The organism is Streptomyces sp. NPDC015532, assembly GCF_043078065.1.
In the GTDB taxonomy this organism is placed as follows: Bacteria; Actinomycetota; Actinomycetes; order Streptomycetales; family Streptomycetaceae; genus Streptomyces.
Map to the genome: position 1 here is coordinate 184516 of NZ_JBIBSY010000002.1, position 23524 is coordinate 208039.

Annotated in this window: 24 protein-coding genes; 11 read left to right on the top strand and 13 right to left on the bottom strand. The window is 70.6% G+C overall.

The window, feature by feature from the left end; genetic code table 11:
* Nucleotides 1-276: 276 nt before the first annotated feature.
* The 5 genes from ACF07B_RS07345 to ACF07B_RS07365 form a co-directional block, all read right to left on the bottom strand.
* Nucleotides 277-822, bottom strand: a complete 546-nt coding sequence (locus ACF07B_RS07345) for an MOSC domain-containing protein (protein ID WP_384233078.1) — start codon at nucleotides 820-822, stop codon at nucleotides 277-279.
* Between the two features lie 186 nt (nucleotides 823-1008).
* The gene (locus ACF07B_RS07350; RefSeq protein ID WP_392178105.1) at nucleotides 1009-1566 is read right to left on the bottom strand and encodes a hypothetical protein; all 558 of its coding nucleotides are present in this window, start codon (nucleotides 1564-1566) and stop codon (nucleotides 1009-1011) included.
* Nucleotides 1567-1676: 110 nt separating this feature from the next.
* Complete coding sequence (locus ACF07B_RS07355; RefSeq protein ID WP_392178106.1) at nucleotides 1677-2204, bottom strand: hypothetical protein; 528 nt, start codon at nucleotides 2202-2204, stop codon at nucleotides 1677-1679.
* Nucleotides 2205-2369: 165 nt separating this feature from the next.
* The gene (locus ACF07B_RS07360; protein WP_392178107.1) at nucleotides 2370-2717 is read right to left on the bottom strand and encodes a hypothetical protein; all 348 of its coding nucleotides are present in this window, start codon (nucleotides 2715-2717) and stop codon (nucleotides 2370-2372) included.
* On the bottom strand, nucleotides 2717-2968 hold the full coding sequence (locus ACF07B_RS07365; RefSeq protein WP_392178108.1) for a hypothetical protein: 252 nt from the start codon (nucleotides 2966-2968) through the stop codon (nucleotides 2717-2719). Before ACF07B_RS07365 ends, ACF07B_RS07360 begins: the two co-directional genes overlap by 1 nt.
* 863 nt (nucleotides 2969-3831) lie before the next feature.
* On the opposite strand from ACF07B_RS07365, the gene ACF07B_RS07370 reads away from it, so the two are divergent.
* A complete protein-coding gene (locus ACF07B_RS07370; protein WP_392178109.1) occupies nucleotides 3832-4260 on the top strand; it encodes a hypothetical protein in 429 nt (142 codons plus the stop codon).
* A 97-nt stretch (nucleotides 4261-4357) separates the two neighbouring features.
* Here the strand turns inward: ACF07B_RS07370 and ACF07B_RS07375 are convergent, their stop codons facing one another.
* The 3 genes from ACF07B_RS07375 to ACF07B_RS07385 all read right to left on the bottom strand — a co-directional run bounded on the left by ACF07B_RS07375 (nucleotide 4358) and on the right by ACF07B_RS07385 (nucleotide 6977).
* Nucleotides 4358-4798 carry a DoxX family protein gene (locus ACF07B_RS07375; protein WP_392178110.1) on the bottom strand — a complete coding sequence of 147 codons (441 nt, stop codon included), beginning with the start codon at nucleotides 4796-4798 and terminating at the stop codon, nucleotides 4358-4360.
* Nucleotides 4799-4954: 156 nt separating this feature from the next.
* Nucleotides 4955-5731 carry an endonuclease/exonuclease/phosphatase family protein gene (locus ACF07B_RS07380; protein WP_392178111.1) on the bottom strand — a complete coding sequence of 259 codons (777 nt, stop codon included), beginning with the start codon at nucleotides 5729-5731 and terminating at the stop codon, nucleotides 4955-4957.
* A 298-nt stretch (nucleotides 5732-6029) separates the two neighbouring features.
* Nucleotides 6030-6977, bottom strand: coding sequence for a M28 family metallopeptidase (locus tag ACF07B_RS07385; RefSeq protein WP_392178112.1), 948 nt, complete (start codon nucleotides 6975-6977; stop codon nucleotides 6030-6032).
* Between the two features lie 480 nt (nucleotides 6978-7457).
* On the opposite strand from ACF07B_RS07385, the gene ACF07B_RS07390 reads away from it, so the two are divergent.
* Complete coding sequence (locus ACF07B_RS07390) at nucleotides 7458-8183, top strand: dienelactone hydrolase family protein (RefSeq protein WP_392178113.1); 726 nt, start codon at nucleotides 7458-7460, stop codon at nucleotides 8181-8183.
* A gap of 154 nt (nucleotides 8184-8337) precedes the next feature.
* On the opposite strand, the gene ACF07B_RS07395 is transcribed toward ACF07B_RS07390, so the two are convergent.
* Nucleotides 8338-9549 carry a S8 family peptidase gene (locus tag ACF07B_RS07395; RefSeq protein ID WP_392178114.1) on the bottom strand — a complete coding sequence of 404 codons (1212 nt, stop codon included), beginning with the start codon at nucleotides 9547-9549 and terminating at the stop codon, nucleotides 8338-8340.
* Nucleotides 9550-9883: 334 nt separating this feature from the next.
* Between ACF07B_RS07395 and ACF07B_RS07400 the strand changes: the two genes are divergently transcribed.
* Nucleotides 9884-11008: an LLM class flavin-dependent oxidoreductase gene (locus tag ACF07B_RS07400; RefSeq protein WP_392178115.1), complete on the top strand. Its 1125-nt coding sequence runs from the start codon at nucleotides 9884-9886 to the stop codon at nucleotides 11006-11008.
* Nucleotides 11009-11051: 43 nt separating this feature from the next.
* On the opposite strand, the gene ACF07B_RS07405 is transcribed toward ACF07B_RS07400, so the two are convergent.
* Nucleotides 11052-11483, bottom strand: coding sequence for a MerR family transcriptional regulator (locus tag ACF07B_RS07405; protein ID WP_392178116.1), 432 nt, complete (start codon nucleotides 11481-11483; stop codon nucleotides 11052-11054).
* A gap of 68 nt (nucleotides 11484-11551) precedes the next feature.
* Between ACF07B_RS07405 and ACF07B_RS07410 the strand changes: the two genes are divergently transcribed.
* The 3 genes from ACF07B_RS07410 to ACF07B_RS07420 all read left to right on the top strand — a co-directional run bounded on the left by ACF07B_RS07410 (nucleotide 11552) and on the right by ACF07B_RS07420 (nucleotide 14208).
* Complete coding sequence (locus ACF07B_RS07410) at nucleotides 11552-12793, top strand: MFS transporter (RefSeq protein WP_392178117.1); 1242 nt, start codon at nucleotides 11552-11554, stop codon at nucleotides 12791-12793.
* 239 nt (nucleotides 12794-13032) lie between these two features.
* Nucleotides 13033-13494 carry an SRPBCC family protein gene (locus ACF07B_RS07415; protein WP_392178118.1) on the top strand — a complete coding sequence of 154 codons (462 nt, stop codon included), beginning with the start codon at nucleotides 13033-13035 and terminating at the stop codon, nucleotides 13492-13494.
* 126 nt (nucleotides 13495-13620) lie between these two features.
* Nucleotides 13621-14208: a DUF4383 domain-containing protein gene (locus ACF07B_RS07420; protein WP_392178119.1), complete on the top strand. Its 588-nt coding sequence runs from the start codon at nucleotides 13621-13623 to the stop codon at nucleotides 14206-14208.
* Nucleotides 14209-14238: 30 nt separating this feature from the next.
* Here ACF07B_RS07420 and ACF07B_RS07425 read toward each other — a convergent pair whose 3' ends face one another.
* Nucleotides 14239-15147 (bottom strand): helix-turn-helix transcriptional regulator, encoded by a 909-nt coding sequence (locus ACF07B_RS07425; RefSeq protein WP_392178120.1) that lies wholly within the window; start codon nucleotides 15145-15147, stop codon nucleotides 14239-14241.
* Between the two features lie 231 nt (nucleotides 15148-15378).
* Between ACF07B_RS07425 and ACF07B_RS07430 the strand changes: the two genes are divergently transcribed.
* The 4 genes from ACF07B_RS07430 to ACF07B_RS07445 all read left to right on the top strand — a co-directional run bounded on the left by ACF07B_RS07430 (nucleotide 15379) and on the right by ACF07B_RS07445 (nucleotide 18954).
* Nucleotides 15379-15537, top strand: a complete 159-nt coding sequence (locus tag ACF07B_RS07430) for a hypothetical protein (RefSeq protein ID WP_392178121.1) — start codon at nucleotides 15379-15381, stop codon at nucleotides 15535-15537.
* 46 nt (nucleotides 15538-15583) lie between these two features.
* Nucleotides 15584-16612 (top strand): zinc-binding dehydrogenase, encoded by a 1029-nt coding sequence (locus ACF07B_RS07435; RefSeq protein ID WP_392178122.1) that lies wholly within the window; start codon nucleotides 15584-15586, stop codon nucleotides 16610-16612.
* 42 nt (nucleotides 16613-16654) lie between these two features.
* Complete coding sequence (locus ACF07B_RS07440) at nucleotides 16655-17506, top strand: aldo/keto reductase (protein WP_392178123.1); 852 nt, start codon at nucleotides 16655-16657, stop codon at nucleotides 17504-17506.
* Nucleotides 17507-17775: 269 nt separating this feature from the next.
* A complete protein-coding gene (locus ACF07B_RS07445; RefSeq protein WP_392178124.1) occupies nucleotides 17776-18954 on the top strand; it encodes a M20 family metallopeptidase in 1179 nt (392 codons plus the stop codon).
* A gap of 41 nt (nucleotides 18955-18995) precedes the next feature.
* On the opposite strand, the gene cimA is transcribed toward ACF07B_RS07445, so the two are convergent.
* Together cimA and ACF07B_RS07455 are read right to left on the bottom strand one after the other, a co-directional pair.
* A complete protein-coding gene (cimA, locus tag ACF07B_RS07450) occupies nucleotides 18996-20627 on the bottom strand; it encodes a citramalate synthase (protein ID WP_392178125.1) in 1632 nt (543 codons plus the stop codon).
* Between the two features lie 125 nt (nucleotides 20628-20752).
* Nucleotides 20753-22330, bottom strand: a complete 1578-nt coding sequence (locus tag ACF07B_RS07455) for an acyl-CoA carboxylase subunit beta (protein ID WP_392178126.1) — start codon at nucleotides 22328-22330, stop codon at nucleotides 20753-20755.
* A 530-nt stretch (nucleotides 22331-22860) separates the two neighbouring features.
* Between ACF07B_RS07455 and ACF07B_RS07460 the strand changes: the two genes are divergently transcribed.
* The gene (locus tag ACF07B_RS07460; RefSeq protein ID WP_369486692.1) at nucleotides 22861-23268 is read left to right on the top strand and encodes a hypothetical protein; all 408 of its coding nucleotides are present in this window, start codon (nucleotides 22861-22863) and stop codon (nucleotides 23266-23268) included.
* Nucleotides 23269-23524 lie beyond the last annotated feature (256 nt).

A 23524-nucleotide genomic window follows, 5' to 3' on the forward strand; every position in this document is an offset into this window, starting at 1 on the left:
CTCCCGTCGGCACCCGACCGAATTCGGGAACAGGCCATCTCCGTTGGCACCCGTCCAAGGCCCGGGGACAGGGCAGTTGCGGAGCATGAGCGCCGCCGCCAGGACGCCGTCCTCGCCCTGGTCTCGCCGTGGTGGCAGGCCCGTACCCTCGTGGGGTGCACTCTCATCTGCGCTTCGAGAATCCGCCCGCGCTGCCTCACGAGGTGGTGGTCGAGACGCTGGAGCAGGCGCTTGGCGACCGCTCGCACAGGCGGGGGGCCGGTGCTTGATGCGGCGCTAGACGCGTTCCAGGGGGCGGTGCGCGAAGGGCGGGGTCTCGACCTCGACGGCATCGTCGGGGCGCACGATCCCGCCACGGCGGACCACGGCCATGACGCCGGACTTGAAGGTGAACTCGCCGGTCACGGAGTCCATGGTGAAGACTTCGCCGAGCAGCCCCCTGCGGAAGTCGTTGATCTTCGCGCACGGGTTGCGCAGTCCCGTCACCTCGAGCACCGCCTCCTCTCCGAGATGGAGCAGCGCGCCGGTGGGCAGGCCCAGCAGGTCCACTCCGCGCGTGGTGATGTTCTCGCCGAGCTCGCCCGCGGAGACAGGGAAGCCCTTGAGCGCGAGCTCGTCGAAGAGTTCCTCGTGCATCAGGTGGACCTGGCGCAGGTTGGGCAGGTTCGGCTCGTAGGTCATGCGGAACTGGTGGCGGATCGTCTCACCCGCGTGGACGTCTCCTTCCACCCCGAGCCCGGTGAGCAGCGTGATGGAATCGCGGTTGGGCTTGCTGAACGAGTACACCTCGTTACGGCTCACTGCGGCGACCTGACCCGTCATCGCTCTTCCCACCTGTTGTCGTTCTGCGGCGCTTGATCTTACGGGCGGTACAGGCGCCCCTTTCCGGCCGCTGCCGCGCCCTCCCCCGGACCCGACGGTCGCCGCCGTCGAAGTCCGGGGGCCCGCCGGGCGGTTGTGCTGCGGGCCGGGCTGCGGCACAACTGGCACGCAGCAGTTCGGGCCTGCTCAGTCGCAGGCGGCGACGGTCGTGACCCGGTCGATGATGGGGACGCCGTCCGACCACATGACCGCTGAGACCGAGGAGCAGTCCACCCACGATCCGTTGCCGGTGGCCTCGTACTTCACCGGGCCCGCGTATTGCGAGTACGTGCCCTCGTCCACCTTGCACGACACGCCGCCCTTGTTGGGGCACAGCTTGAGCTTCATCTTCTTGGCGGCACCGAGGTTGTTCTCGAAGACGGCGCACGCTCCGTACTTGCCGGAGCCGTACAGGGTATAGGTGAACAGGGTTCCAAAACGCCGGGCGTCAGGCAGGCGTTCCGCGTAGGCGAGCCGGTAGCCGCTACCGCACAGCGTCGCCGTGGCGCTGACCGCCGCGGGGTTCTCGGCCGCGATGGCGCGCGTCTGCCGGCTGCGTGCACCGGCCTCGGAGAAGGCGACGCCGGTCCCGGCAACGACCTTCCGGGTGGCTGCGGTGTGGTCTTCCGCCAGGGACTGGGGGGCTGCTGCCAGCACGGAGACGAGGGCGGCGGCCGGGGCGATGGCGCGTATCAGTGTGCGCATGGGACTCGGGTGTTCCTTTCGTTCGTTGTGCAGGGTCTGGTCAGAGGTGGGCGGCAGCCCTTTTACGCAGGCTCGGGAGGGGGAAGTTCCTCGCATCGCCCTGCGACGGGTCATCCGTGAACAAGGGGTGAGCCTTGGAGGTTCTGGGTGATGGCGCCCTTGCTGTCGCCCTCTATGTCGTAGACGACCGTCGAGTCCGCCGACCACCACACCTCACCGTCGTAAAGCGCGGACGGGGCCGCGCAGTTGTTGACCGGCTCGTCGAGGAACCAGGTGTAGTTGTCGTTGACGAGCCGGGTCAGATCGCACGTCTTGGTCGTGACGACGTGGTCCTCACTCGTTTTCGACAGACGCTCCTCCAGCGTTGTCGTGACCTTGAAGCTGGTGAACCGCTTGGACAGGTCGACGGCCTGGTCGTCGATGATCTGCCAGCTCACCATCGACTTGCCCGAGATCAGGCCGTTCTTCTGCGTGGCGGTGTTCTGCGCGTAGTAGGTCGTCGCGGGCTTCTGACCGGGAAAGACGACATCGAACTGCGAACGGGAGAACTGCCCGGTCGCGGACGCGGGGGCCGCCAGCAGCATGCAGGCGGCCACGGCAGCGCCCATCGATCCGGCAGCAGCGAGCAGGTGACGCATCGGGTAACTCCTTGATGGTGAATTCGATGGTGAACAGACCGGATCAGGACGCCACATCATTTGCGGAGCGGTCGGGGCCGGGCTTGGTGCGCCTTTGTCGGATGACCGGGCACACCGGCTCCTGCCGCGCGGACCGATTGCTCCGCGCGTCCTGGTCCTAGGTGGCTACAGAGCCGAAGAGACGGCCTGGAAGACGAGGAAGGGAGCGAGGACGGCCGGCACGGCCTTGAGCCACGGCCCCACGGGGCGGTCCCGGCGCAACGGGACCAGGCCGTCCGCCACGGCCACCAGCAGCAGCACCAGCAGCCCGGATGCGGCCACGGTCCACGTGGCCACGCCGGCCCGGTCGCAGTCGGCACCGCACACGTCGATGATCGTGCTGGAGCGGTCGACGGCCGATCCGCCCCATCGGCGTTCGGAAAGCCACCACAGGCTGTACAGGGGCACCATGGCCGGGACCCCGACGAGGAGGTTGACCAGCAGCGCCGGCCATATCGGCCGCAGCCTCTTCATCAGACGTGTTCGACGAAGAGATCCCGCCGGTCGGCATAGGCAATCGGATGCTTCGGCGGCAGGGCGGACCATGGTCCGGGTCCGAAGCCGCCGGACAGGGAAGAAATCCCCGACTCCCGCCGCAGGGCGCGAGTGAGAGAATGCAGCGTATTCCGGCTGGTCTTCCCGTCCTCTTCTACGGTCCTGCCGATGCGGGTGCCATAAGTCGCGCCAGCGAATTCCCCCACCTGCAACACCATCTCGCCGGTCATCAGCGCCCCTCCGTTTCGGGCAGGGGAAATCACACGAAGAGGCAGACGGCTCCCCCATGGTCCGCGCCAATACCCCCCTCTTTTCGAACGGTTGGTCAGACGCGTTCGAGGCGGGCGATGCCACTGTAGGCAGGTGATAACTGGGAGACGCAAGAGAAAACCGACAGATCGCTCCTCCGCTGTGGCGTGAAAGCGACACATCAGCCGGCCGGCCGAGACCATGATTCTGTTGCGGTCACGGAGAATTCCCCGCGAAGAGCAACGGCCGTCCGGGGCGCTTCCTCGCGCCAACTCGGCCGAAAGCACGCCCCTCGGGTCTCGGCCCCGTCCCGCCCCATCCCCGTAAATCCGGTCATGTCCTTGCCCATGCCCAGCAAAGCCCTCGGCCCGGCCCCTACCCCGGCTCCGCTCGGGCTCTGACTCGGGCTCTGGGCATCGAAAAAGACCCTGCCCCGGATACCGGGACAGGGTCTTCATGGAGCGCCGGGCAGGCCTTGCACCTGCATTTCCCCGCAGGAAGCGGGGTGTCTTTCCTTGGACCACCAACGCATCGCCGACCGGTGCGACTTCCGCCGTTCAGCTCAAGATCAATCGTAGCAGTGCGGCGCGCCGGGCTCCAGACCTGAACGAGTTCCGCCCGCCCGTCGGGGCGGTGTCAGCGGCATCGTCGGCCGGCGCTCAGGTCGAAGTCGCCGTAGCTGTCGAGGAGGCGGGGCCGCTTCTGCCGGTAGTGGGGGCTACTTCTGCCGGTGGATCTGCATGGTCCTCCCCCTCATGCCCGTGATCGACTTGTCAGGAGTGCTGGGGCGCTGGTTCTCCCCCTTCCTCGACACGACCACACCACTTGGCAAAGGAGCATGTACGTGCGCAGATTCAAGAGTGCCCTCACAGCGGTTGCGGCCCTGGCCGCCTTCGCGGGGGTGGGTGCCGCGGCGGCGCCGGCACAGGCGGCGACCTACTGCACGGACAAGGGCCAGAAGTACTTCTGCGAGTACGGCGTCTCGTCCACGAAACTCGACAACGGGACGACGGAGGAGTTCGTCGTCGGTGCCGATCACGCGGTGTGGACGAACTGGAGCTACCCCGACGGCTCCTGGAACGGATGGGTGTCCATGGGCGGGTGGGTGAAGAGCAAGATCGTCATCGACCATCTGCAAGACAGCCTCTCGAACTTCACCATCGCGGCCATCGGCAGCGACGGCAACTACTGGTTCCGGGTCCGCTCCTCCAACGGCGCGTGGACCGCCTGGCAGGTGAGTTGCACCGTCAAGGACGGCCCGGGTTGCCCTTGACCGCCCTGACCTGCCCAACCTGGAAGAGCGGTGCTCCCCGCCTGCGCGTCGGCGCGCGGTGCGAGGGCCGCTCTTCGTCACCGGTCCGGCCGGCTGCTCAGGCCGCGTCGAGGGCGGCTGTGTCGCGGGTGGTTGCCTTGCCTTGGGTCAGGGCGGACAGGGACAGGGCGCCGGGTCCGAAGAAGACCAGGAGCAAGAACGCCCAGCAGAACAGCACGGGCGACAGGCCGCCGTTCTGCAGGGGGAAGAGGCCGTTCTTCTGGTGCTCGGTGAAGTAGGCGAAGGCCATGGCTCCCGAGCTGAGGAACGCGGCGCCGCGCGTCGCGGCTCCCAGGAGTACGAGAACACCGCAGAGCAGTTCGATGACCCCGGCGTACCAGAACGGCCAGTCGCCCACGGGGCTGCTCTTGCGCCCCAGTATCCCGAAGAGCGTGGCAGCGCCCTCGCTGGCGAAGAGCAGGCCGAGGACGATACGGAACAGACCGAGGACGAGGGGCTGGTGGCTCGACAGCCGGTCGCTCAGGCGGGCGGCGCTCATGGGTGCGTACTCCTTGATTCGGTCGGGTGCGTACCCGGGTGACATGAGGGACCGGCCCTGTGCGCGAGCCTGTCCCCTTTTCCTCTACGTGTTTCCTCTACGTGCGCGCGGGAGCGTCGGTTCAGTGCGGCGTCCTGCCGTTTTCCGGCCCCGTGCTCACTTCGACCGGGTCAGCTGTGCCCGTACGCCGTAGTGGTCGGACAGGTAGGCCTGGCGGCCGTCGCCCAGTGTCACCTTGTCCTGGAACACGAGGTCGGCGCCGCCGGTCAGGGTCTCCCCCGCCGCGGACCGGACCAGGACGTGGTCCAGGGCCGGTGGTGACGGCCATCGAGGTGTGGGCCGGTAGGTCGGTCGGGTGTCTCCGGCGAGGATGTCGCGCAGCCCCGCTGTGGCGATGAAGCCGTCGAGTGCCGCCGAGTCGCGCGGGAGGTTCAGGTCACCGACCACGGCGACGGGCAGGGACGGGTCGATGGCCGCGATCAGCTCGGTGAGCCGGGCCAGTTCGGCATCCGCGATCCGCGTGTAGCGGTTCGCGGAGGACCAGTCGTCGTCGCGGTTGGCCGACAAGTGGGTGTTCACGACCACCAGTTCACCGTCCGGGGTGGCGACGGACGCCAGCTGGGCGCCCTTGCGCATGAGGAGTTCGCCGCGCACCGGGCCCGTCATCGGGTACGGCACGAACCGCCACCGGCTGATCGGCCACCGGGACAGCAGGACCAGGCCGCCCTTGAGCAGGACCGTGCCCGAGCAGGCGACGTGCCGGTATGCGGGAGCGGCGCGGCGGATCAGCCGGGCGTTGCGGCGGAACATGACCTCCTGCAGGCAGACGATGTCGTAGTCGGACCCGTCGAGCGCCGCGCCGAGGGCGCGCAGCCGGGCCGGGACATCGCCGGTGAAGAGGGTGTTCATGGTCAGCAGTCGCAGGGCCTTCACGAACGTGTCGCCTTCCCTCCGGTGGCCGCCTGTCGGGCCGTGCGGGCAGCCGCACCGCCGTGCGGGGAGCGGCTCACGCCTGTGCGGGGAGCCGTGGCGTTGATCGTACTGTCGCCCGTGCCCGCCGGGGCCCGGGGTCGTGGACGGACGCTGTCACGAGAGCCGGCAGAGCGCGGGCAAGGGCCGGCGGCCCCTGCCCGCGCTCGCGGAGCAACGCTTGTGGAGCACTGTGCGGGGGCCGACGGCCCGCCGCACGGATGACCCGAGGTCGTCAGATGGCCTGAGGTCTCAGCGGGGTCTAGGCCGACAGCTGCCACACCGCGTACGCCAACGCGTCCGCGTTCCGGTCCAGCGCCGTGTCGTTGATGTTCGACGACTTGTCGCACGAGGAGTGGTAGCAGGCGTCGAAGGCCTTGCCCGCGGTGCCTCCCCATTTGGCGGCCTGGGCGGTCGTCTTGATGTAGTCGGCGCCGCTGAACAGGCCGCCGACGGGGATGCCCGCGTTCTTGAAGGGCGCGTGGTCCGAGCGTCCGTCGCCCTCGGTCTCGATCTCCGTGGCGACGCCGATCCCGGTGAAGTACGTCTTGAAGGTCTTCTCGATGGTCGCGTCGTCGTCGTAGACGAAGTACCCGGGGTTCGGCGAGCCGATCATGTCGAAGTTCAGGTAGCCGCTGATCTTCGAACGGTTCGCGGTGGTGAGGCTGTTGACGTAGTAGCGCGAGCCCACCATGCCCAGTTCCTCCGCGCCCCACCAGGCGAAGCGGAGGTGTTTGGTGGGCTGGTAGCCGGCCCGGGCCACGGCGAGTGCCGTCTCCAGCACGGCCGCCGAGCCGGAGCCGTTGTCGTTGATGCCGGGGCCCGCGGTCACACTGTCCAGGTGGGAGCCGGCCATGACGACCTTGCCGGTGTCGCCGCCGGGCCAGTCGGCGATCAGGTTGTAGCCGGTGCTGCCGCTGGAGGTGAACTGCTGGACGGTCGTGGTGAACCCGGCCGCGTCCAGCTTGGCCTTGACGTAGTCGAGGGACGCCTTGTAGCCGGCGCGGCCGTGCGCGCGGTTGCCGCCGTTGGCGGTGGCGATGGACTGGAGCTGGGTGAGGTGGGCCTTGACGTTGGCCACGGGGAGGTCGGGTGCGGCGGCCGCTGCCTCGGGGGCGGGGGCCGCCCCGGCTATGGAACCGCAGGTGAGCAGCACGGTGGCCGTGACGACAGCGGTCGCCGAGGCGCGCCCGGGAACGGAGAGCTTCATGTGGGGGGCTCCGAATTCCAGGAAATCCCGGGGTGTTCTCACGAGGGGGCGTGAGGTGTCCGGGGATTCCACGGTGAATGGGGTGCCTGGATGGTGAAGGTGGGACTGACTCACCGTCAAGAGTGGTATTCGGTCACGCGCGTTCGCATTCCGGATATCCCTCGGGTGCCGGCGCTGTCCGACGCGAGCGCGGAGGGCCGCCGCCCGATGCCGGCGGCCACCGGAGCGGCCCCTGCCCCCTGGCCCGGGCCGGGCCGTGCTTCTCGTGTCCGCGCGGCGACGGCATCCGGCCACGGGGCCTCGGCACGATCCCGTTGGCGAACCCCGGCGACCGTTGCTACTCTCCGGGAGGCCGTGCGAGAGAACGAGGAGGTGGTACCCGTGAACGCAGTATCGACATGGGTGCTCCCCTCCGGGGCCACGGTCGGGCGATAGGTCGTCCGGGAGCGCCGCTTTTGAGCCCTCCCGAAAGGCACGACCGTGCACTTCATTTCCGAACAGCGCCTCGACGACGGTGTCATCGAGCGCGAATTCACCCTCGGCGAGATCCCCGGCACCCTGTGGACGCCCGCGTCCGCCGCACCGGTCCCGCTGGTCCTGATGGCCCACAACAACGGCCTGCCCAAGGCGGATCCCCGTCTGGTGGCCCGGGCCCGGTACACCGCGGCGCGCGGCTACGCGGTGGCCACCATAGACGCCGCCGGGTGCGGTGACCGTCCCCGTTCCGCCGCCGCCGATCAGGCGCGCGCCGACCTCCGGCGGGCGATGCAGGCCGGCGAGCCGGTCGATGAGATCTTCGAGTCCTTCATCGGTCCGATGGTCGAAAACGCGGTCCCGGAATGGCAGGCCACTTTGGACGCCCTTCTCGAGCTGCCCGGGATCGGCGGCCCGGTCGGATACTCCGGGGGGTGGACCGCCCTCGGCATCCGCCTCGCCGTGGTCGAGCCGCGCATCGCGGCCGCGGGGTTCTTCGCCGGGGGGTACGTGCCCCGCGCCCAGCGCGAGGAGGCCCGGCAGGTCACCATTCCGCTGCTGTTCCTGCTGCAGTGGGACGACCAGGGCAATCCCCGGCAGCGGGCCCTGGACCTGTTCGACGCCTTCGGCAGCAAGGAGAAGACGCTGCACGCCAATCTGGGAGGACACACCGGCACCCCGTGGTTCGAGCTGGAGGACGGGTGCCGGTTCCTGGACCGGCACCTGAAGTAGGGCAAGACCGCCCGGGCTGCTGACGCCGGGCGGTGCCGGCCGGGACGCCGTCATCGAGGAGGGCAGGTACCTGTCCTCCTCGATGACGGTGGCCGGCAGACGCGCGACCGCCGTCCGGCGCCGGGGCTGTGGCCGCGGCGCCGGGCGGTATGGCCTACGGGACGAGCTTCAGCAGTCTGTTCGGTGAACCGGACCCGATTCCGCTGAGGACTGCGCTGGTCGCGCCGTTGACCAGCGCGCTGCCCACGCTCGCCGGGGAGGCACCGGGGTGGGCCGTCAGGTAGAGGGCGGCGGCCCCGGCGACGTGCGGGGCGGCGAAGGAGGTGCCGTTGCCCGTGTACGTGGCCGAGTCGGAGGTGTTCCAGGCCGCCGTGATGCCCGAGCCCGGGGCGAAGAGGTCGACCCGGGAGCCGTAGTTGGAGTAGCTCGCCCGTGCGTCGCCGCTCGTCGTCGCGCCGACGGTCAGCGCCTCCGCGACCCGGGCGGGGGAGTAGTTCGACGCCAGGGCGCCGGAGTTGCCCGCCGCGATGGAGTACGTCACCCCGGAGGCGATCGAGTTCTTCACCGCGGTGTCCAGCGAGGTGCTGGCCCCGCCGCCCAGCGAGACATTGGCGACGGAGTCGGCCACGTGATGGGCGGTGATCCAGTCCACGCCCGCGATGACCCCGGCGGTCGTGCCGGAGCCGTCGTTGCCGAGAACCCGGACGGCGACGATCTTCGCCTTCTTGGCCACGCCGTAGGTGGTGCCGGCGGCGACGGTCGCGACGAAGGTTCCGTGGCCGTAGCCGTCCTGCGCGGTGGCGTCGTTGTCGACGAAGTCCCATCCGTAGGAGGCGCGGCCCGCGATGTCCTGGTGGGTGATGCGCACACCGGTGTCCAGGACGTACACGGTCGACCCGCTGCCCCCGGTGTCGGGGTAGGTGTAGGTGCCGTTCAGCGGAAGGTTCGTCTGGTCGCTCCGGTCCAGGCCCCAGGGGGCGCCGGTCTGCGTACCGAGGGTGTGGACGGCCTGGTCCTGCTCGACCGATGCGACGTCGGGGTCGGCCGCCAGCCTTCTGGCCTGGGCGCCGGTGAGGTGGACGGTGTAGCCGTTGAGCGCGGAGGTGAACGTCCGCCTGACGGTGCCTCCGTACGGGGACACCAGGCTCTTGCCGCGTGCGGCGGTGGCCTTGAAGCCGACGTTCTTCTTGAGCGTGACGATGTAGCTGCCGGGAACGGCATCGGCGGAATGCGCCCCCAGGACGGTTCCCTCGGCCGGTGCGGCCTGGGCGGGGAGGGCGGAAAGGGTGCCGACTGCGGCCGCCGCGGCGGCTGTTGTGGCGATCGCCACGGCGATGCGCCGCTTCATGGTGCGTACTGCTGCCATGTAGGGAGGTCCTTTGCGATCGGGCACGGGAATCCTGGTGCGGATCCCCGGCCGAACCATGCGAGGCACTCGGGTCGGTGCCACAGAGCGACCATGGGTTCCGCGCCCGGCGGTCGAAAAGGGATTACATGCGCACGTCATGAACCCGTCATGGGCGGCCATCGTGCGCAGCACTGCGGCCACAAGGGGCCATGTTCGCTTGGGAGTTGGCGTGCGGCAGGGGCCGGCCCACTCGTGGGAAGGGCGTCGTCCCACTTGCAGGAAGGGCGTCGTCCGAGGAGGAGGCTGTCGAGGGTTGACCTTCACATCGGTGTCAGCGTTGTGCAATCGGGTCATGGACAGGGACTTGGACAGGGACGCGATGGACCCCGGATCGTTTCGGCTCGGCCTGGCGCTGGAGGGCACGGGCTGGCACCCCGCCTCGTGGCTGCTGTCGTCGGTGACGGATGCCGAAGAGGTCTTCAGGGGCGGCTACTGGACGGACTGGGGGCGCGCTGCCGCGTCGGGCGGCATCGACTTCGTCACGCTCGAGGACGGCCTGAGCCTGCAGAGCGACCGGTTCGGTACCGCCGACCAGGCCCATGACCGGGTGCGCGGCAGGCTCGATCCCGTTGTCACCACGGCGCTCCTGCTGGCGACGACGGACATCGGCGAGGTGGTGGTCTCGCGCAACGTGACCCACACCAACCCGTTCCACGTCGCCGCCCAGATGGCGTCCTTGGCGGCCGTCGGGCCGGGCCGGGTGACGTGGCGGCCGCAGGTCTCCGCCGACGCGCGCGACGCGACGGTGGTCGGCGGCCCGGCGACGCCCCAGTTGCGGCCGAAGGACGTGTACGTCCCGACGCGCATCGCGCGCCGGCTGCGGGATCTGTTCCGTGACGCCGAGGACTACGTGCGAACGGTGCGCGAGCTGTGGGGGACGTTTCCCGCCGGGAGCCTGGGCTCGGGGGACACGTTCCTGCACCGGGACATGGTCGCCCCGCTGCGGCTCACCGGGAAGGAGAGGTACCCGGCGGCCGGGCCGCTGACCGTCCCGGCGCTGAGCATCCCGAAGGTCGCGGTGCTCGCGCACCATGCCCTGGAGCCGTACCGGCTCGCCGCCGCCGTCGCGGACCGGGTCTTCGTGACGCCCTCCCCGGAGCATCCGATCCCCTCGCTCCTGACCGCGTTCCGGGAGATCGAGAGGCTGACACCGGACGCCACCGAGACCGAGGTGTACGCGGACGTGGCGGTGGTCCTGGGCGACAGCGACGAGCACGCGAAGGCCAGGCTGGCCCGGCTGGACGAAGCCGCCGGTTTCGCCTGGACACCGGACACGCAGGTGTTCGTCGGAACCGTGGACCATCTTGCCCGGGAACTCGCCCGCTGGCGCGAAGAGTTCGGCCTGCGCGGGGTCCGGCTGCGTCCCGCGGTGCTCTCGGACGACGGTGAGCGGATCGTCCGGGAGCTTGCCCGGTGAGGAACGTGCCCCAGGCGCCGCCCAGTTGGTCAAGGGTGGTTGGTCAGGTGCCGTACAACTGGGCAGCTGCGCGGGGTAGTTGATCAGGCGCCTGCCGGCCGGGTGCGGCCGGGGCGCGGTGGCGTTCCACCTCGGCCAGGTACTCGGTCATCGCGTTCCGGTTGCGGGTGAGCACCTCGATCCGGTCGGTGAGCTTGTCCCGCTCCGACGTCAGCAGCGCCAGCATCTCCGGGGTCGCGTCCGGGAAGTGGATGGACCTGGGCTTGTCCAGGCACGGCAGGATCTGCTTGATGAGCCGGGTCGACAACCCCGCCGCCAGCAGACCGCGTATCTGCTTCACCCGGTCCGCGTACCGCTCGTCGTAGTCACGGTATCCGTTGACCGACCGGTCCGGCACGATCAGGCCCTGCTCCTCGTAGTACCGCAGCAGGCGCCGGGACACCCCCGTCACACGGGACAGTTCACCGATCCGCACACGCCTGAGATTAGCCGCCCGGCCCGGACTTGACCATCACATGAGTGTGAGGGTTTCACGATCAGTGCATGACGACCACAACAGCCTCCGCGACACGACGTGATGCCCTGCCCTGGTCCGCCCTGCTGGCACTGGGCACCGCGGTCTTCATCACCAGCCTGACCGAGACCCTCCCGGCGGGCGTCCTCCCGCAGATGTCCTCCGCTCTCGGCGTCAGCTCCGGTGCGGCCGGCCAGACCGTCACCGTGTACGCGGCCGGTACCGCCCTCACCGCCATACCGCTGGCCGCCGCCACGGCGGGAATCCGGCGCAAGCCGTTGCTGCTGGGCGCCATGGCCGGGTTCCTGGTCGCGAACACGCTCACCGCCGCCGCGCCCGGCTACGCGGTCCTGCTCCTCTCCCGGTTCCTCGCCGGCATCGCCGCCGGACTCGCGTGGGCCATCCTCGCCGGATACGCGCGGCGTATCGCGCCTGCCGGCCAGGAAGGACGTGCCATCGCGATCGCCATGACCGGGATCCCGCTGGCGCTGTCGCTGGGTGTTCCCGCCGGGACGCTGATCGGGCAGCAGATCGGATGGCGCGTGTCCTTCGCCGCTGTCTCGGTGATCACTCTCGCCGTCCTCGGGTGGATCACGTTCAGCGTTCCCGCCGTCGGCCGGCCGGCGACGACAGCCGACAGGCCGAAGCCGACCACCCGGCAGACGCTCCGGGTCCCCGGGGTCACCGCCGTCATGGTCGTCGTCGTGGCCTTCGTCCTGGGCCACACCGTCCTCTACGCCTACATCGCGCCGTACCTGTCGCATGCCGGTCTCGGCACCGCGGCGGACGCGATCCTGCTGGCCTTCGGCATCGCGTGCCTGGCCGGCATCTGGTACACCGGCCGCCACGTCGACCGTCGTCCCCGCGGGCTCGCGCTGAGCGCCGCGGCGCTGTTCACTCTCGCCACGGCCGCGTTCGCCGCCACCACGGCGCAGGGCGTCGTCTGGGTCGCGGCCGTCGTGTGGGGGCTGGGGTGGGGCGCCGCGCCCACGCTTCTTCAGACCGCGGCCGGTCATGCCGGGATGCGGCGCGGTCCGGCCGTCGCCGACACCGCGCAGGCCATCCTCGTGACCTTGTGGAACGCGGCCATGGCACTGGGCGGCATCATCGGCGGCCTGCTCCTGCAGCAGGTCGGCGTCACCGCCGACGCCGTCGCCGCGGCAGGGCTCGGAGCCCTCAGCCTGGCCGTCATCACCTTCACCCGAAAGCACGCCTTCGCACCGGCGGAACAGGACGCACCGTGCGAGCGCGAACGCACGCCCGCCGGCTGAGGGGCACCGCCGCGCCGACGGCCGGGTTCGCCCCCAGAGGTGCCGGCGGCGCGGTGACGGCGCATGAAGCCGGACACCCTTCGTCGAGCGGCGGATCGCTGTCCCATCGCCCCCGGCAAAGCCCGCCGCCGCGCCGCGCGACCCATCCGCTGCATCCGCTGCGCGTTCCCATCGGGAATCCAGGTGGGTCTCCCGCACTCCTGACGTCAGCCGCTGCGGCTCCGTGAAAGGCACGTTCCATGGTCGAAGTCGAACGCACACTCACCCTGCGCCACCCTCTGCCGGACGTGGTGGCCTACCTGGCCGACTTCTCGCACGCGCGGGAATGGGACCCGGGCACGGTGAGCTGCCGTCCGGCCAGAGCCGGCGCCCCCGTCGCCAAGGGTGCCGAATGGCACAACGTCTCGACGTTCCGCGGACGGCGCACCGAACTCTGCTACCGGCTGGTCCGGCTCGAGGACCTGCGCCTGACCTTCGTCGGACGCAATCGCACCGCCACCTCCACGGACGACCTGACCTTCCGCGAGGAGAACGGCGCCACCCTTCTCACCTACCGGGCGCGTATCGACTTCCACGGCCTGGCCCGGCTGGCCGCTCCGTTCCTGCGCGGGGAGTTCGAGCGGCTGGGGGACGGGGTGGCCCGCCGGATGCCGCAAGCGGTGGACCGTCACTTCGGCTCCGGCGGGGGCTTGGCGGGCTGATCCCGTCGCTGCGGGAAGGGGGTGCAACCATCCGGCGTCTTTTGGTGGAATAAGGGGACGAAACATGAGGAAAGGGGGCCGCTTTCGCGGGCTCCCGGCCGGTGGCGGTATGCGAAGGGACGCGCGATGAAGCTCCAGGACGAACTGCCCGTCGACCATCAACTGGGCGCCGTGTACCGCTGGGGCGCCGCCTTCTGCGGCGTGGTCCTGCTCGTTTTCGGCGTTCTCGGCTTCGCCGACGCGCTCAGTCCCTTCGACACCGCCGGGCAGAGCATCGCGGGCATGTCGACCAACGGCGCCCTCAGTCTGATCTCCGTGCTGGTGGGCCTGGCCCTGATCATCGGCGGCGTCATCGGCGGGAACGTCGCCTCCATGCTCAACATGGCGGTGGGAACCCTGTTCCTGCTCAGCGGATTCGTCCACATCTTCATCCTGGACCGGCCCGCCAACCTCCTCGATTTCGGCATGACCAACGTGATCTTCAGCTTCGTCATGGGGCTGGTGATCCTGACGTTCGGCATGTACGGGCGGGTGTCGAGCAAGCTGCCGCACGACAATCCGTACTGGCGGCGCCGTCACCCCCGCGAGGCCGCCGAGGAATCTCTCGCCCGGCGCAGGCAGCCGGCTCCCGCGGGAACGCTGCCGGCCTCTGCCCGCCGGACCGCCGCCCTGCGCGGGCCGGCCGGGTCTCCCGGCCCGCGGGACAGCCGCTGAGGGATGCCGGTCGGCGGGGCGCGGGACGGTTTACGGGCGCCGGCCGGTGGTGTCCGGGGGGTGTGCGAGGCGGTCCGCCGACTGTGGCGCGGTCATGTCGAGCAGGAGCAGGGCGTCGTGGTCGGGGCTGCCGGGCTCGGCGGTGTAGACGCCGATGCGCTGGCCGGGGGTGCCTTCCACGTGCAGGGACTGGGAGGTGAGGGTGAGCGTGCCGACCTGGGGGTGCCGGAACGTCTTGTGGGCGGGTTTGCGTCCGGTGACCTCGTAGCGTTCCCACAGGCCGGCGAAGTCGGGGCTCTTGAGGAGGAGTTCGCCGACGAGGTTGGTCAGGTCGGGGGCGTCGGGGGCGGTGCCGGCGATGGCGCGCAGGCGGGCGACGCAGGCGGTGATCTGCCGGTCCCAGTCGGGAAAGAGCTCGCGGGCCGCCGGGTGCAGGAACAGGTAGCGGGCGAGGTTGCGGTGCTTGGCGGGCCAGCCGTCCAGGCCCGGGTAGAGGGCGAGGCCGCCGGGGTTCCAGGCGAGCAGGTCCATGCTGCGGCTGATGACGTAGGCCGGGTTGGGGCGCAGGGATTCGAGCAGCAGCCTGAGGTGGGGGCGCACGGTGCGGCTGGGGGCGGGCGGGGGTTCGGGGGCGTAGCGGGCGGCTCGGGCGGCGAGCTCGCGCAGGTGCTGGTGTTCCTGGTCGTCCATGTGCAGGGCCCGGGCGAGGGCGTCCAGGACGGCGGGGCTGGGGCGGGTCTCCTTGCCGCGCTCGAGGCGTACGTAGTAGTCGATGCTGATCCCGGCGAGGGTGGCCAGCTCCTCGCGGCGCAGGCCGGGGGTGCGGCGGATGCCTGTGCCGACGGTGAGGCCGACGTGTGCGGGGCTGGTCTGGGTGCGGCGGGCGCGCAGGTAGCGGCCCAGCTCGGCGCCCTCGCTGTGCGCGCTCTCGGATGCCATGGCTCCAGTCTCACCCGCCCGGTACCTGACGTGCGGGTGGCAGGGGGGCCCTGTGGTTACCCCTGAAGAGCCCGCCCTGCCACACCGGCGTGATCGGGGCGAAGGTGGAGGGGCAAGAACGCCGGCCCCTCGCGCCGGCCTCCCCGGGGCAGGTCCTGCCGGGCCGGGTGGGCGTGGAGGTGTGGGCGACGCCACGATGCGAAGAGGGCGAGATGCGCTCGGCCAAGCCGTGTGCCCCGGAGGTTCACCGAGCGCGCGGCGCGCGGCGAGGAGAACAGCACCGCCGGCGCCGTCACGCCGACCGGCGGACAGCCCGGCCGGATCGGCGCCCTGCCGCCCGCCGCCGGCGACACCCACACCGAGGCCCAGGTGCGGACGCTCGACCGCTGACCGTCCGCACCCCTGGGCACGACCCCCGTTTGGAGCAGCACCCCTCATGCGCGCAGCAGTGATGTACGGAGCCGGAGACGTCCGCGTCGAGGACCGGCCCGACCCGAAGATCGTGAACCCGGGCGACGCGGTGGTGCGCACGGTGGCCGCGTGCGTGTGCGGCAGCGACCTGTGGCCCTACGGGTCGATGCCCGCCACCGCCGCCGGACGCCCCATGGGGCACGAGTTCCTCGGCGTGGTCGAGGAGACCGGCGCGGACGTCACCGGCCTCAAGGCGGGGAACCTGGTCGTCGCCCCGTTCACCTACAGCGACAACAGCTGCGACTACTGCGCCAGGGGCCTGCACATCTCGTGCCGCAACGGCGGACGGTACGGCTTCGACGGCTTCGACGGCGGTCAGGGCGAAGCCGTCCGCGTCCCGTACGCGGACGGCACCTTGGTGAAGCTGCCCGTGGCAGCCGACTCCGCGCTGCTGCCCTCGTTGCTGGCGCTGTCGGACGTGATGACCACCGGCCACCACGGCGCGGTCACCGCCGGTGTCGGCCGCGGTGACACGGTACTGGTCGTCGGGGACGGCGCGGTCGGCCTGTGCGCGGTGATCGCAGCCAGGCGGCTCGGCGCCGAGCGGATCGTGCTCGCCGGCCGCCACGAGGCGCGTACCGGCCTGGGCCGCGACTTCGGCGCCACCGACGTCGTCGCCGAGCGCGGCGAGGAGGGCATCGCCCGCATCCGTGAGCTGACCGGCGGCGTGGACAAGGTGATCGAGGCCGTCGGCACCCGCCAGGCCCTGGACACCGCCCTCGGCGCGGTCCTGGACGGCGGCACCATCAGCCGTCTCGGTGTGCCGCAGTACGAGCAGGGGCCGATCGGACCGGCGGAGTTCATGCGGAACATCACCCTGACCGGCGGCGCCAGCCCCGCCCGCGCCTACATCGGGCAGCTGCTGTCCGACGTCCTGGACGGCGCCATCACCCCCGGCCGTGTCTTCGACCGGACCTTCGCCCTCGAGCGGACGCCGGACGCCTACCGGGCCATGGCCGACCGCCGGGTCCTCAAGGCCCTCGTCCGCCCCTGACCCCTGCTCCGCCTCCCCCGCACACCGCGAAGGACACCACTCATGCAGTACGTGACCTTGAACAACGGCGTCGAGATGCCGCTCCTGGGCTTCGGCGTCTACCAGATCCCCGCCGAGGACACCGAGCGCGCCGTCTTCGACGCTCTCGCGGCCGGCTACCGTCTGCTGGACACCGCCGCCGCCTACGGCAACGAGGAAGCCGTCGGCCGTGCCATCAAGTCCAGCGGCGTCGCCCGCCAGGACCTGTTCGTCACCACCAAGCTGTGGGTCCAGGACGCCCCGGCCCAGGACAACACCCGCCGCGCGTTCGAGACCTCGCTGACCAAGCTGGGCCTGGACCACCTCGACCTGTACCTGATGCACCAGCCCTTCGGCGACGTCTACGGCCAGTGGCGTGCCATGGAGGCCCTGAACCGCGAGGGCGGCGCCAGGGCGATCGGTGTCGCCAACTTCTACCCCGACCGGCTGATCGACCTGATCGTCAACAACGAGATCGTGCCCGCGGTCAACCAGGTCGAGACCCACCCGTTCTTCCAGCGCGCCGACTACCAGGACCTGATGCGCGAGCACGGGGTGCAGATCCAGTCATGGGGCGGTTTCGCCGAGGGCCGCAACGACCTGTTCACCAACCCGCTGCTGACCGGAATCGGCGAGGAGTACGGCAAGTCGGCCGCGCAGGTCGTGCTGCGCTGGCTGACCCAGCGCGGTGTCGTCGCCATCCCCAAGTCGGTGCGCGCCGAGCGCATGGTGGAGAACTTCGACGTCTTCGGCTTCCGGCTCACCGACGAGCAGATGGCACGGGTCGCCACGCTCGACACCGGCGCCTCGCTGTTCTTCGACCACCGCGACCTGAAGATCGTCACCTGGCTCGCGGGACGACGCCTGGACTCCTGAACCGCTTTCAGGAGCATCGGCCTCACCGCGGCGATGTCCCTGGTGTGGTTGTCCCCACCGCCGAGGGGTGGCCCACCGGATGGGCAAGGGCATCGGCGCACGGCGATCCTGTGTCCCAGAAGACGACTTGGGTCAAGGGGGTAGCAGTGGATCGTCCCGTTGAGCACGCTCTCGCGCGCCGCACGTTATTGGCCGGCGCAGCGGCAGCCGGTGCGGGAATGGTGTGGGCAGGCAGGGGGAAGGCCGTCGCGGGTGGATGGAGAGGGCCGGTGAAACAGGCGGCGGTGGCCGCCGAGGCGGCGCGTGTGGATCGCGTGCTGATTCAGCTGCGGCGGGACTTCCATCAACACCCTGAGGCCCCGGGGCAGGAACAGCGCACGGCCGCTGTGGTGGCCCGGGAGCTGCGGGCGGCGGGGCTGGACGTCACCACCGGAGTGGGCGGCCACGGAGTCGTCGGGGTCCTGCGGGGCTCGCGTCCGGGCCGGACTGTCGCCTACCGGGCGGACATGGACGCGGTTCCGCCCCAGGACATCGTCGGAGGAGGTCCCGCGCCGGCCCATCTCTGCGGACACGACATCCACACCACGGTGGGTATCGGCGCCGCGCGGGTCCTGGCGCGGCTGCGGCGGCAATTGAGCGGAGCGGCGGTTTTCCTTTTCCAGCCTGCCGAGGAGACGCTGTCCGGAGCCCGCGCGCTGATCGACTCAGGTGTGCTGGAGCGCGAGCACGTCGAGGAGATCCATGCGCTGCACTGCGGGCCGTTCCCGGTCGGCCGGTTCGCCGTGACTCCCGGCTATGGGATGCCGGGCCAGGACAAGGCGGAAATAGCCCTCTCCGGGCCGGACGCACTCGATGCCGCGCGGCGCCTGGCTGTCGATATCGGCGCGCTCGCCACCGTGGCCCTGCCACGGACCCCGGCGGACCTGGAGCGGATCATCGCTGCCGCCCAGGTGCCCGACGGGCCGCTGGCCCGGTTCGTAGCCCTCCGGGCCTCGGCGCAGGAGGCCAAGGTGAGTGTGTCCTATCGCTGCTGGCCGCAGGAGCGCTACGCGGAGGTGCGCGAAAGCATTCGCCGAGCGGCCACGCCCTATGCGGGGGCCGGGGTACGCTTCCCCGCTGAGCCGTTCCCGGCCGTGGTCTGCCCGGAACGCGACGCCCGCCTGCTCGCCCGCCATCTGCGCCGCACCGTCGGCCAGGACAGGGTCATCGAGCTCCGTGCCGCCTTCCCGCCCTTCAGCGGCGAGGACTTCGCCCTCTTTCTGGACCGGATCCCCGGTACGTACACCTTCCTCGGTGTCCATGCACCTGGCACACCCATCACAGCGGGCTATCCGCACTACCCGGACTTCTCCCCGGACGAGCGAGCCATCGGCGTCGGCGTGCGGGCGATGGCGGGCTGGATCGCGGAGCGCACCCACAGAGCGCAGGGCCTGCCGGGCAGGGCCTAGCACGGACCGGCAGGCCTGCCGGCGTTGCCATCAGCAGCTTCTCAGTCGACGGGCTCGACGCCCGCTCGTAGCAGGCCGTAGGTGTACGCGTCCTCCAGGGCCTGCCAGGACGCGGCGATGACGTTGTCCGCCACGCCGACCGTGGACCACTCCCCCGTGCCGTCCGTCGTGGAGATCAGGACGCGGGTCGTGGACTCGGTGCCGTGCCTGGCCTCCAGGATGCGGCCCTTGTAGTCGACCACTCCGAGGCGGGCGAGCTGCGGGTAGATCTGCTCCAGGCCGACGCGCAGGGCGCGGTCCAGGGCGTTGACCGGGCCGTTGCCCTCGGCGGCGGCGACGATGCGCTCGCCCTTGGCCCACAGTTTCACCGTGACCTCGTTGGCGTGGCTGCCGTCGGGGCGGTCCTCCAGGATGGCCCGCCAGGACTCGACCTGGAAGTAGCGCAGCGGCCTGCCCTCGACCTCCTCGCGCAGCAGGAGTTCGAAGCTCGCGTCGGCGGCCTCGTAGGTGTAGCCCTTGAGTTCGCGCTCCTTGACCCGCTCCACGACCCGGCCGACCAGTTCGCGGTCGCCGCCGAGGTCGATGCCGAGCTCCTTGCCCTTGAGCTCGATGGAGGCGCGGCCGGCCATGTCCGAGACGAGCATCCGCAGCCGGTTGCCGACGAGTTCGGGGTCGATGTGCTGGTACAGGTCGGGGTCGACCTTGATGGCGGAGGCGTGCAGGCCCGCCTTGTGCGCGAAGGCGGAGACACCGACGTAGGGCTGGTGGGTGGAGGGGGTGAGGTTGACGACCTCGGCGATGGCGTGGGAGATGCGGGTGGTCTCGCGGAGCTTGCCCTCGGGGAGCACCTTCTTGCCGTACTTGAGCTCCAGTGCGGCGACCACGGGGAAGAGGTTGGCGTTGCCGACCCTCTCGCCGTAGCCGTTGGCGGTGCACTGGACGTGGGTGGCGCCCGCGTCGACGGCGGCGAGTGTGTTGGCGACCGCGCAGCCGGTGTCGTCCTGGGCGTGGATGCCCAGCCGGGCGCCGGTGTCCGCCAGGACCGTCTGCACGATCGCGTGGACCTGGGCCGGGAGCATCCCGCCGTTGGTGTCGCACAGCACGGCCACGGAGGCGCCGGCCTCGTGCGCGGCCCGCACCACGGACTTCGCGTAGGCGGGATTGGCGCGGTAGCCGTCGAAGAAGTGCTCGCAGTCCACGAACACCCGCCGGCCCTGCGCCACGAGGTGGGAGACGGTGTCGCGGACCATCTCCAGGTTCTCCTCCAGCGTGGTGCGCAGCGCCAGCTCCACATGCCGGTCGTGCGCCTTGGCGACCAGCGTGATCACCGGGGCGCCGGAGTCCAGGAGCGCCTTGACCTGGAGGTCCTCGCTCGCCCTGGCGCCGGGCCTGCGGGTGGCGCCGAAGGCGACGAGCCGCGCGTTCCGGAGGTCGAGTTCGCCCTGCGCGCGGGCGAAGAACTCGGTGTCGCGGGGGTTGGCGCCGGGCCAGCCGCCCTCGATGAAGCCCACCCCGAAGTCGTCCAGGTGCCGCGCGATGGCCAGCTTGTCCGCCACGGTGAGGTTGATGCCCTCGCGCTGCGCGCCGTCGCGCAGCGTCGTGTCGAAGACGTGGAAGAGATCGTCGAGTCCGCCGGTGACGTTCCCGGTGCGTTCGCTCTCGCTGATACTCATGCCGACCATCTCCTGTTCGGGATCTCGGTCCACCGGGATGACCGGCTGCACCGTCCATCTATGGGCCCTCGCGCTCGCTTACCGGTCGAGGATGGGCACAGAGGCGGGCCGGCCGGCCCGGTGTGTCACTGGGGCTGGTTGCCGTGTTTGCGGGAGGGCTGCGCCACGTACTTGGTGCGCAGCACGGCGAGGGCGTCGATGAGTCTGACGCGGGTCTCCGCGGGGTCGATGACGTCGTCCACCAGGCCGCGTTCGGCGGCGTAGTAGGGGTGCATGAGCTGTTCCCGGTACTCCTTGATGTGCTGTTCGCGGGCGGCGTCGGGGTCGTCCGCGGCGGCGATCTCGCGGCGGAAGACGACGCCCGCGGCGCCCTCCGCGCCCATCACCGCGATCTCGTTGCCGGGCCACGCCAGGGAGAGGTCCGAGCCGATGGAGCGGGAGTCCATGACGATGTAGGCGCCGCCGTAGGCCTTGCGCAGGATGAGCTGGACGCGGGGGACGGTGGCGTTGCAGTAGGCGTAGAGGAGTTTCGCGCCGTGGCGGATGATGCCGCCGTGTTCCTGGCCGACGCCGGGCAGGAAGCCGGGCACGTCGACCAGCGTCACGAGCGGGATGTTGAAGGAGTCGCACATCTGCACGAAGCGGGCCGCTTTCTCGCTGCTCTTGATGTCGAGGACTCCGGCGAGCGCGGCGGGCTGGTTGGCGACGATGCCGGTGACATGGCCGTCCAGCCGGGCCAGGGCGCACACGACGTTGGGTGCCCATGTCTCGTGCACCTCGAAGAAGTCGCCGTCGTCGACGAGTTCCCCGATGACCTCGCGCATGTCGTAGGCGCGTTTCTCGTCAAAGGGCACCAGGTCGCGCAGGGCGGGGGTGAGCCGGTCGGGCCGGTCGGCGCCGGGTTCGGACGGTGGCTGTTCCCGGTTGTTGGCGGGCAGGAAGGAGAGCAGGTAGCGGACGTCGGCGAGGCAGCTGTCCTCGTCGTCGTAGGCGAAGTGGGCGGCTCCGGAGAGGGTGGTGTGGGCGTCGGCGCCGCCGAGTTCGTCGTGGCTGATCCGTTCCCCGGTGACGGCCTGTACGACGTCGGGTCCGGTGATGAACATCTGCGAGGTGCCGCGCACCATGAACACGAAGTCGGTCAGGGCCGGGGAGTAGGCCGCGCCGCCCGCGCAGGGGCCCATCATGACGCTGATCTGCGGGATGACGCCGGAGTTGCGGACGTTGCGCTGGAAGATGCCGCCGTAGCCGGCGAGCGCGGTCACCCCTTCCTGGATGCGTGCTCCGGCGCCGTCGCACAGGCCTACGATCGGGGCGCCCGCGGTGGCGGCCATGTCCATGATCTTGTGGATCTTCTCGGCGTGGGCCTCGCCGAGGGAGCCTCCGAAGACGCGGAAGTCGTGGGCGTAGGCGAAGACGACCCGGCCGAAGACCCGGCCCCAGGCGGTGACGACGCCGTCGGTGTAGGGGCGCCTGTCCTCCAGGCCGAAGCCGCTCGCCCGGTGTCTGCGCAGTCCTTCGACCTCGGTGAACCGGCCGTCGTCGAAGAGGAGTTGGAGCCGTTCACGGGCGGTGAGCTTGCCCTTGGCGTGCTGCGTCTCGGTGGCCTTGTCGCTGGGTCCTCGGCGCATGTCGGCGCGTACGGCCTCGAGTTCGGCGACCGTGCCGCGCCGCAGCCCGACCGGTGTGTCGTCCAGGGCGGTCATGGTTTCCCTTCCGGCCGTCGTGATCAGCCATCCTTCGATGAGCCGAACGCCAGCGTCCGTCAGGGCACTTGAAGCCTGTTGGAGCGCCGGACGACGATCGCTACGGACACGCCGGGCGCTCCGGTGGCGCGCGAGGTCGCGTCGAGCGGAGCGTGCGAGGCTCAAGGCCGTGAGCTCCGATGCGGACGGTCAAGAGCCTTCTTGGAGCACCGAACGGCCCGCCGGTGTCCCCACCATCCCCCGAGGGCGCCGGCGGGTTTCCCGCCCGTCCGTCGCCGAAAGGCAGCCGGTGCGGTCGAGCGGGCGGTCGGTGTGGCCGAAGCGGTCGGTTCCGGCGGTTGTGCCGTCGGGATTCGGTCGTCCTGGTCTCTGTGGCCAGGCCGTTGAGCTGTGGCTTCATGAGCACGGGCCATCCCGTGGCGCATATTGGCGCCATTAATGGCCCATCATGGTGCCATACATGTGCCACAGTGGAGCCACGGAAACGGAGCGACGCCGGGCACGGCGTACGACACGAAGGAGCCCCCACCATGTCCGTCACCCTCAGCGACCAGGACAAGCTGACCCTGCGCACCGCCGCCTACGGCGCCGTGACGCTGATGGCCGCGGCCGCCGGCGCCGACTCCCCGCACAAGGTGGCCACCCAGGGCAGCATCGCCCTGACCACCGGCACCGGTCTGGTCGGCCACGTGCTGGCGGAGAAGTCCGCGGTCGGGGACCTGAGCGGCAAGTCCGCGGCCGAGATCGCCGACCGCGTCCTGCCCGCCCTGACCGCCGCCGTGCAGCTGCTGAAGAAGCAGGCCCCCGAGGAGGCCGACAACTTCCGCAGCACCGTCCTCGTCGCCGTCGAAGCCTCCGCCCGCACCTCCAAGGGCGGGCCCGGCCCCACCCTCACCGCGACCGCCGGCAAGATCACCGCCGCTCTGGACGCCGCCTGACCCACCGTCCCGGTACCGGTACACCCTCGGCGCCGCTCCCCCGCTTCACCCCTGGCTCCGCCGGAGAACGCTCCGGCGGAGCCGGCGCTCTTCGCGCACCGTCCGGTGTCCCGCCGGCGGGACACCAGGGGCCGGCTGGCGGGACACGGCAAGCCCGAGCGCGAACAGCCGCCCGCCGCAGCCGAGTTGTCTTGAACCGCCGCGTCGCGTGCGTGAGCGTGGAGGTCATCCAATGCCGTGACAGGCGCAGCGGAAA

Excerpts from the sequence above, each read along its gene's own strand:
- ACF07B_RS07400 (WP_392178115.1), top strand. The coding sequence starts at position 9,884 with ATGGACAGGGACTTGGACAGGGACGCGATGGACCCCGGATCGTTTCGG.
- ACF07B_RS07440 (WP_392178123.1), top strand. The coding sequence starts at position 16,655 with ATGCAGTACGTGACCTTGAACAACGGCGTCGAGATGCCGCTCCTGGGC.
- ACF07B_RS07360 (WP_392178107.1), bottom strand. The coding sequence starts at position 2,717 with ATGAAGAGGCTGCGGCCGATATGGCCGGCGCTGCTGGTCAACCTCCTC.
- ACF07B_RS07425 (WP_392178120.1), bottom strand. The coding sequence starts at position 15,147 with ATGGCATCCGAGAGCGCGCACAGCGAGGGCGCCGAGCTGGGCCGCTAC.
- ACF07B_RS07345 (WP_384233078.1), bottom strand. The coding sequence starts at position 822 with ATGACGGGTCAGGTCGCCGCAGTGAGCCGTAACGAGGTGTACTCGTTC.
- cimA (WP_392178125.1), bottom strand. The coding sequence starts at position 20,627 with ATGAGTATCAGCGAGAGCGAACGCACCGGGAACGTCACCGGCGGACTC.
- ACF07B_RS07365 (WP_392178108.1), bottom strand. The coding sequence starts at position 2,968 with ATGACCGGCGAGATGGTGTTGCAGGTGGGGGAATTCGCTGGCGCGACT.
- ACF07B_RS07385 (WP_392178112.1), bottom strand. The coding sequence starts at position 6,977 with ATGAAGCTCTCCGTTCCCGGGCGCGCCTCGGCGACCGCTGTCGTCACG.
- ACF07B_RS07435 (WP_392178122.1), top strand. The coding sequence starts at position 15,584 with ATGCGCGCAGCAGTGATGTACGGAGCCGGAGACGTCCGCGTCGAGGAC.
- ACF07B_RS07460 (WP_369486692.1), top strand. The coding sequence starts at position 22,861 with ATGTCCGTCACCCTCAGCGACCAGGACAAGCTGACCCTGCGCACCGCC.
- ACF07B_RS07410 (WP_392178117.1), top strand. The coding sequence starts at position 11,552 with ATGACGACCACAACAGCCTCCGCGACACGACGTGATGCCCTGCCCTGG.
- ACF07B_RS07355 (WP_392178106.1), bottom strand. The coding sequence starts at position 2,204 with ATGCGTCACCTGCTCGCTGCTGCCGGATCGATGGGCGCTGCCGTGGCC.
- ACF07B_RS07415 (WP_392178118.1), top strand. The coding sequence starts at position 13,033 with ATGGTCGAAGTCGAACGCACACTCACCCTGCGCCACCCTCTGCCGGAC.
- ACF07B_RS07420 (WP_392178119.1), top strand. The coding sequence starts at position 13,621 with ATGAAGCTCCAGGACGAACTGCCCGTCGACCATCAACTGGGCGCCGTG.
- ACF07B_RS07375 (WP_392178110.1), bottom strand. The coding sequence starts at position 4,798 with ATGAGCGCCGCCCGCCTGAGCGACCGGCTGTCGAGCCACCAGCCCCTC.
- ACF07B_RS07350 (WP_392178105.1), bottom strand. The coding sequence starts at position 1,566 with ATGCGCACACTGATACGCGCCATCGCCCCGGCCGCCGCCCTCGTCTCC.
- ACF07B_RS07395 (WP_392178114.1), bottom strand. The coding sequence starts at position 9,549 with ATGGCAGCAGTACGCACCATGAAGCGGCGCATCGCCGTGGCGATCGCC.
- ACF07B_RS07455 (WP_392178126.1), bottom strand. The coding sequence starts at position 22,330 with ATGACCGCCCTGGACGACACACCGGTCGGGCTGCGGCGCGGCACGGTC.